This window comes from Variovorax sp. Soil_C_19, from assembly GCF_057657255.1.
This window is the reverse complement of record NZ_JBDGIV010000009.1, coordinates 191,458-198,546: the sequence shown is the minus strand read 5'-3', so window position 1 is coordinate 198,546 and position 7,089 is coordinate 191,458. Positions and strand designations below refer to the sequence as shown.

Annotated in this window: 3 protein-coding genes; all 3 read right to left on the bottom strand. The window is 61.8% G+C overall.

The genetic code is table 11. The features are described from left to right. Positions 1-591: 591 nt before the first annotated feature. Positions 592-1,623 carry a hypothetical protein gene (locus AC3A6R_RS18720; protein WP_487865199.1) on the bottom strand — a complete coding sequence of 344 codons (1,032 nt, stop codon included), beginning with the start codon at positions 1,621-1,623 and terminating at the stop codon, positions 592-594. Between the two features lie 236 nt (positions 1,624-1,859). Then, positions 1,860-5,831, bottom strand: coding sequence for an RHS repeat-associated core domain-containing protein (locus AC3A6R_RS18715; RefSeq protein ID WP_487865198.1), 3,972 nt, complete (start codon positions 5,829-5,831; stop codon positions 1,860-1,862). A 748-nt stretch (positions 5,832-6,579) separates the two neighbouring features. Further along, positions 6,580-7,089: calcium-binding protein (locus tag AC3A6R_RS18710; protein WP_487865197.1), on the bottom strand; the 510-nt coding region annotated here is incomplete at its 5' end.

Sequence of the window (7,089 nt, the reverse complement as noted above, 5' to 3'; positions counted from 1 at the left end):
TTCTTCATCGGTCCGATCTCCGTTTCGGGTTGATCGAACTCTAAATCGCGGTGCTACGGTTCTCCGGGGGCAGCGCACCGACTGTCGGCTTTCGTTCAGGACCGAACTGCTTGCTTTTAGAAATCAACGACTTGTGCCGCAACCGCTCATGCAGATTGGAACTGGTGTTTCACTACCAATGAAATTCCTCGCGATTTGCACCATTAAATTTGGAATTTTCGGCCAGTGTCCTCACTACGATTGCCTTCGTTGGAGAAACTCGAAGACCTATTCAGCGTAGTGCGCCAAGTTCACTAGGAGACTCAACTTCACATTCGACGAATCTCTTCCAAGTCTTCGCCGGACGCTGAACAACGGTGCCGACGACCTCAACAAGCCCTCTTCTGACCGAGCCGGATCCGAGCATCCACAGGGTGAGCGATCTCTCCTGGATCTGATGCACGAGCTTCCTAGTACGGAAGGCATTTAATTCGACTTCTTGCCTGTTGAAATTGGATTGCGTCCGTTCGATCTGGACTAGCCCACGGGGCGGCTTAAGGTCGGACCGGTGTCCAACTGCAGGGGTCACTCCAGCACCACCAACAGAGAGTGTCATTGCCAACCCCGCGGATCAGGCTCCCACCGCAGAGACTGCTCCTTCTCGAGGAGAGCGCAGACCAACGCACCCAGATCAACACTGAGATGCTCATGCGCTGACGCCGCTCCCGCATCAGCCGCATGCGCATTGAGGACGAAGCGCTTGAATGTCTTCCAGTCTTTTGCGAAGTGGGCAATGAGCATTCGGGCAAGATCATATGCAAGCATGCTGCCATCGTCGGATCTCTTGAAAGCGTCGCCTGACCAGAACTCCTGCATCGTCTCCGGACTCCAGAAGTCCAGGTGTTTAGCCCGCAGTTCGCGAACTGCCAGGGATGAGTCAGCAGCACCGGCGATCCGATGCTCGGTATTAACGGCAAGTCCTTCGTTCAGCCATAGGGGAATAGGCAGATGCGCTAGGCAGCCATGAGTCATCTCATGTGCGATGACCGGCTCGATGGCACGCAGATCTGCTTTCACAGTAACGAAGTGGGCGCAGCCATCGTCGATGTACATCCCGCTGCTGAAAGCGAACTCCCCCGTCTCAGGATAGTAGTGCGAGACGTACCTGTAGTAGCTCTCCGCATCATCGAAAACGATCAGGATGTCCTTGCCCCAGGGAGGTATCTGTGCGATGCCATCCAATGTTGCGGCGACACGTTTGAGCGTTCTCTCCATATAGCGGAGGGTCGCACTTGCCACGCCGTCATCCAACGATGACAAGAGCGCGGCGGAACCCGCTTCGCGCAGACGGTATCGCGGGCCGAGCGCTGCTCGAAAATGAAGAAGCCAAGCTCTCTCGATTGCCTCCCATGCGAGGGCTTGCAAAGCAGAGGACTCAAGGGCAGAAAGCCAAGATTCGACCTGGGGCCATTTCATCAATGGCAAATCTTCGTGCCGATACAGATGATGCGCGATCTGGAAATCGGGCAACCCTTCGATGGAAACCACGGTCGGGAGTGACGCAGCCTGGTCGCTCTGCTCAGCCCCATCGTCGCTTGATCGGTCGGCGCTTCTTCGCAGCAGGATGCGCATGAGGTTCAACATGTGCCTATTTGGGCTTTCTCGAGCGCCTGTAAACCGCATGCCCGACGATGACAGTGCCGATCAGGACCACCGGAAGTCCGCCTGCCCAAGACTCGCGCGAAGCCGGGAGGAGCATTCTGAACAGTTCGTCGATCCAACAAGTCGTGCGACACATACTTTGTCCTGTCCACATCAATGCCAGGCCGATGAGAATCCCGGTGAAACCGATACCTATCTCGACCTTCACATTTCACTCCTTAGCGCCGAACAGCATCCAGCATCCGGCGAAGTTGACCATCACTGGTCCTGTATTTGTTCACCAGCCCGGGGAGGTCTGATACCGGATCGAAGCTCGGCGCATTGAAAACTGGGCCGAGCATCGTCTGCGTGCATCTGCAACCGTCCGGCGGCGAGTCCTTGAAATAAGCCGGCGGAAGAAAGTCCATCGGAGATTTCCCGGCCGTGCAGGACTGTGCAGAGCATTCCCATCGAACGCATCTGAATTTGTAATCACCGGCTCCCGGATCGGCGATTGGCATTTGCGCTGCGGCCTCCCAAGCCGACTGAGTTCCCTCTCCCCGCGGAATATCGAAAGGCTTTGGTCCATGCCGCTGCCATTGGCGCCGGTTGTATGCGCTACCTCCCGGAGTCGCAGGACGCATGTTTCGTAGTCCCTCTGGATCAACGAAGCTTAGAGGATTCGAGTCGACATATCCAAACCGATTCCACCCACCATCCAGCCCAATCGGATCCGGCTGGCTGTACCTCCCGGTCCTCGCGTCATAGCTCCTGAAGTAGTTGTAGAACAGCCCTGACTCCTCATCCGCATACTGTCCCGGATACCTCAGGTTGAACTTCACCTCGGAGATGCTCGTTGTGCCCGGGTTGGGTGTGATGTCGAGGTTGGCGAACCGGTGCTTCGCAATCGTCGGCTTGTCCTCCCCGAACGCGCTGTAACTCCATTGCCAGACGGCTTGCCCGCTGTCACTGCTCAGGCGCCTCGGGGTGTTCAGGTGGTCGCTGTGCACCGCATAGGTGGCGCCGTTGATCACCGCCGCCACCGGCATCGGCCCGTTCGCCGTCGGCAGGTAGATGTAGCTGGCCTGGCCCGCGCTGTTCGCCCCGCCGCTGCCGGCCTCCGAGATCAGTGTGCCGTTCTCGTCATAGACATAGGCATAGCCCAGCTGCTCGGCCTCGCTTGTTGCAGGACTCCACAGCCGCGTGAAGAACGCGATCAGCATCTGCATGAACCCGGGGTCCGCTTCATCGCCTTCACCCGGCGGGTACAGTGGCTCGGTCTTGAACACGCGCTGGCCCAGCGCATTGTGCGCGTAGCGCGTGGTCGGGCTCACGTCGGTCGCTCCGGTGGTGGCCGCGGCCAGACGGCCCTCGGCATCGTAGGTGTAGCTCCTGAGGCCATCGCTCACCAGGTCGCCATTGGCGTTGTAGCCGTAGGTGACGTTGGTGGTGCTGGCGCCATTGATCGTCTGGGTGAAGCCGGTGAGGCGGTTGCTGGTGACGCCCACGGTGTAGCTGCGGCTGGTGCTCTGGGCGCCGAGCACCCGGGTGCTGCTCGATCGGTTGCCGTTGGCGTCGTAGCCGAAGCCGGCGGTGCTGCCGGTGGCGTTGAAGCCGGTGATGCGGCCGACCGCGTTGTAGCCCACGGTCCAGGTGATAGCGCTGGCGCCGATGGTGCTGTGGGTGGGGTCGGTGTCGCCCGGCGCGTAGAGGGTCTGCGTCAGGCTGGTGATGCGCCCGGCCGCGTTGTAGACGTAGCTGCTGAACTCGGTGGCAGTCATGCGGCCCGCGGTGTCGTAGCTGCGGCTGGCCGCCAGGTTCGGGCTCGAGAACGCCCAGGTCCAGGCGGTGGGCTGGCCCAGCGGGTTCCAGGTGATGCCGGTGACAAGCGGGTTGCCGTTCAGGCTCAGGGCCGTGAGGCGGCCGGTGGCGTCGTAGCTGTGGGTGAGTAGTCCGCCGCCGTTCGGGTCGCCGATGCTCGCGAGGGTGCCGTTCGCGTTGTAGCTGTAGCTGACCTGCTGCACGCTGCCGTTGGCCAGGGTCTGCTTCTTCAGGGTGACCCGGCCGAAGCCGTCGCGGGTGTAATCGGTGGTGCCGCTGCGGTCGACCACCTCGGACAGGTAGCCCTTGCTGTTCGCACTCAGGTCGTAGCGCAGGGTGGTGGTCTTGCCGTCGGCGAAGACGAGGCTGGTGGGGCGGCCCAGGGCATCCCGGGTGATGATGGTGGCTTGGCCGAGAGCATCGGTGATCTGGCTGGACAGGCCCAGGGCGTCGTACTGGGTGCTCTCTCCACCCGTATCGGCGCTGCTCTCGGCCGTCGCGTTCCCTTGGGCGTCGCGCGCATAGGTAGTGGCGACACCCTTGAAGTCCTTGGCTTCGGTGACGGCATCCAAAGCGTTGTACTTGAGGGTGGCTGTCGCGTTGGCCGCATCGGTCACGGCCTTGACGCGGCGCAGGCCGTCCAGGCCGTACTGGGTGCTCTGGTTCAGGCCGTTGGTGGTGCGGGTCAGCTCGCCGTTGGCGTCGTAACCGAAGGAGCTCGCCTGGTTGGGCCCCTCGGTCTGGGCGGACAAGCGATTGATGTTGTTGATGGTGCGCGCGGCGTTCCAGGCCACGTTGCCGGCGCTGTCCTTGATCTGCTCGGCGGTGCGGTTGCCCATGCCGTCCAGGGTGTAGGTTCCGCTCTCGCCGCGGTTGTTGCTCCAGCCGGTCAGGCGATGGGCGGCGTCATAGCTGTAGGTGAGGACCAGGCCGGTAGGCAGGGACACGGTCTCGACCTTGCCGTAGGGCTTGTAGGTGAGCGTGGTGGTCTGGCCGCCGGTGGTCTGTGTCAGCAAGCGGTCGCGCGGGTCGTACGTGTAGGTGGTGACGAGGCCGTTAAGGGCCGTCGAACTCGCGACGCGGTTGGCGTTGTCGTAGGTGTAGCTCGTGACGTGACCGAGAGCATTGGTCGAGGTCAGGACGTTGCCTCGGGGGTCGTGGGTGTAGCTGGTGACGGCGCCGTTGGGCTCGGAGGCGGTGGCCACCAGCTGTTGGGCGTTGTAGGTCCATTGCCAGAGCTGGGCCTGGTTTGCCACCGTGTCGGTGACCGTGCGGGTCAGGACATTGCCGAGGGCGTCGTAGGTGTAGGCGGTGGTGCGGCCAGCCTCCGTGACCAGCGCGGGCAGTGAGAACGTCGGGTGCCACTGGGTGGTCACCGCCTGCGCTTCGGGGGTGCCGGAGGCGCGGGTGACCGACATGGGCAGGCGGCGGGTGACGTCCCAAGTCGTTGTCGTGACCACACCCTTGAAGTCGGTCTCCGAGGTGATTAGGCCGTTGGCGTCTTGGATGCGCGATGACACGTCGGCTTCGCCGGTGCCGGACGGCAGCGAGCCACCGGTGACCGCGAGCTTACCCAGAGTGGTGCTGTAGCTGTAGGTGCGGCTCGTGCCAAGCGGATCGGTGATGGAAGCGCTGCTGGAGGATGAATAGCTGACCTGGTAGCGGTCGGTCGAGCCGGCCAGCTCCGAACGGATGGCGCGGCCTTTGCTGTCGTAGCTGAAGGTGGCGAAGCGCTCGCCCGACTCGTCGATGATGCCGGTCAGTGCCTGAGGGAACGCGGTGTTCTCATAGACGAAGGTGCGGCTCTTGGCGTCGGGATAGGTCACTACGGACAGGCGGCCCATCGGATCGTAGGCGTAGCCGATGGCGCGCGAGTCTGGCGTGAGGACACTGGCGAGTTGGCCGGTACCGTTGTAGTTCAGCACCAGCATGCGGCCGAAGCCGTTGCCGATGGTAGCGAGCCGGCCAGCGCCGTCGTAGGTGTAGACCAGGGTCCAGCCATTGCGCTGGGCTTGTGTCTGGAGCTTGCCGGCGGCGGTGAAGCTCAAGGTGGCATCGTCTTCGAAGCGCCGGTAGGTCCAGCTGCCATCGCCGGCCTGGGTGAGCTTGTCGGCGCTGTTGGTGGCTGTCCAGGTGGCGGAGCCAGCGGCCTTGAAGAAGGTGCGCAGGTGGCCCTCGGCGCTGGTGACGGACACCGTGTGTGGGTCGACAGCCGGCGTCGCAGCGAGCGACGTGCTGTGGCTGTGCGTCCAGGCTTTGCCCAGCGGGCCGACCGGGTGCGTTGCGTCGGCGCCCCGGGTGCTGCGGTAGGTGCGGACGAAGGACAGTGGCGCTGGACTGCTGTCGATGAAGTCGGTTTCGGAGCGAAATTTCTCTGTCGTGGCGGGCAAGATTGGATTCACAGTCGCGGCTCCCGCGGGCGCCTTGCAACTGTTGGCACTTTCCACTTCGGGAAGGGCAGCTATGCAAGCGGTCTGCCCGGCGTTTTCCTGATATCCACGTTCGCATTGACAGCCCGCAGCTACGGCAGTGCTGTTAGCAGGACAGCTTAGGTATTTCCACAGAGATCCGTCCTGATAGGTACGCGGGTCTGGCGGATACTGAAGAATGCACTGGGCGACCAAGGCAACGGGACTGTGGGAGCGGTGAGAAATATCGTATAGGACCGCGCCAACGCGCGATGCCACCTCGATATGGTCAGAACAGCCCTCCTCCGTGGTGGAGTAGTACCTCGGGGCGGTATGAGTCCAGTCTGGAAATGTCATCAGCCAGCGCCCTTGCATTGGGACGACCGCAATGGCATCTCCACCTAGCAACGAAAGTAAGAACGCCGCCAGAAGCAGGGTTTTCAGCATCTTCATCGCACTCTCCCTCACGCTTTTCGTTTTCACGCCTGAACAGGCGTGCGTACAAAGAAGACGCACACTAGCGTTCACGAGAAAAGCTCACGTCCCGGCTGGGCAGCTGGAGAGGGAGGCCGCAACGTTGCGAGACTCCTTACCGCTGACTTCTGCCCGAGTCAATGAAAAAGAATCCCGGAGCGAGTTCACTATTCGCGCATGGTCTGCCATGAACAGGGCCGAGAGTGAGTCGCCGAATGACGACTCACTCCAGGAAATCCCTTTGCTCAGCAACTACTCACTGCCAGCTGGCAGCGATCACTGAGCTCAAGCTGCTGTGATACTCTGCCGGCAAAGTCGTTTGGCCCGCCGCTGGCGGCGAAAAAAGCGCCATCGCCTGCACGAGATTCTGGACCTGACCGTCCAGTAGGACCTTCCCATCGCTCGTCTTGAACTGCTCGACGTGATAGCCGGCGTCGGTGTACCAGTTGTTCACGGTGAGCCGGTCCTCCGTTCCGATGATGCTCACTTCGAGGTTGCTTCCGATTCGGCGGAACCAGAGTTGGTCCGTGGTCACGTCGCCGCCGAACAAGGCAACGTCCGCATTTCCCGCCGTGATGTCGTACTCCGTCAGGGAGTCCTGGCCTGCGCCAAGACCGAACACATAGGTGTCGTTGCCCGAGCCGCCATCGAGCGTGTCGTTGCCGGCGCCACCAATCAAGATGTCGTCGCCCGCGTTGCCGTTGAGTGTGTCGCTGCCCTCGCCACCATCGAGCCGGTCAGCCAACTTGCCGCCAGAGATAGTGTC

Excerpts from the sequence above, each read along its gene's own strand:
- AC3A6R_RS18720 (WP_487865199.1), bottom strand. The coding sequence starts at position 1,623 with ATGTTGAACCTCATGCGCATCCTGCTGCGAAGAAGCGCCGACCGATCA.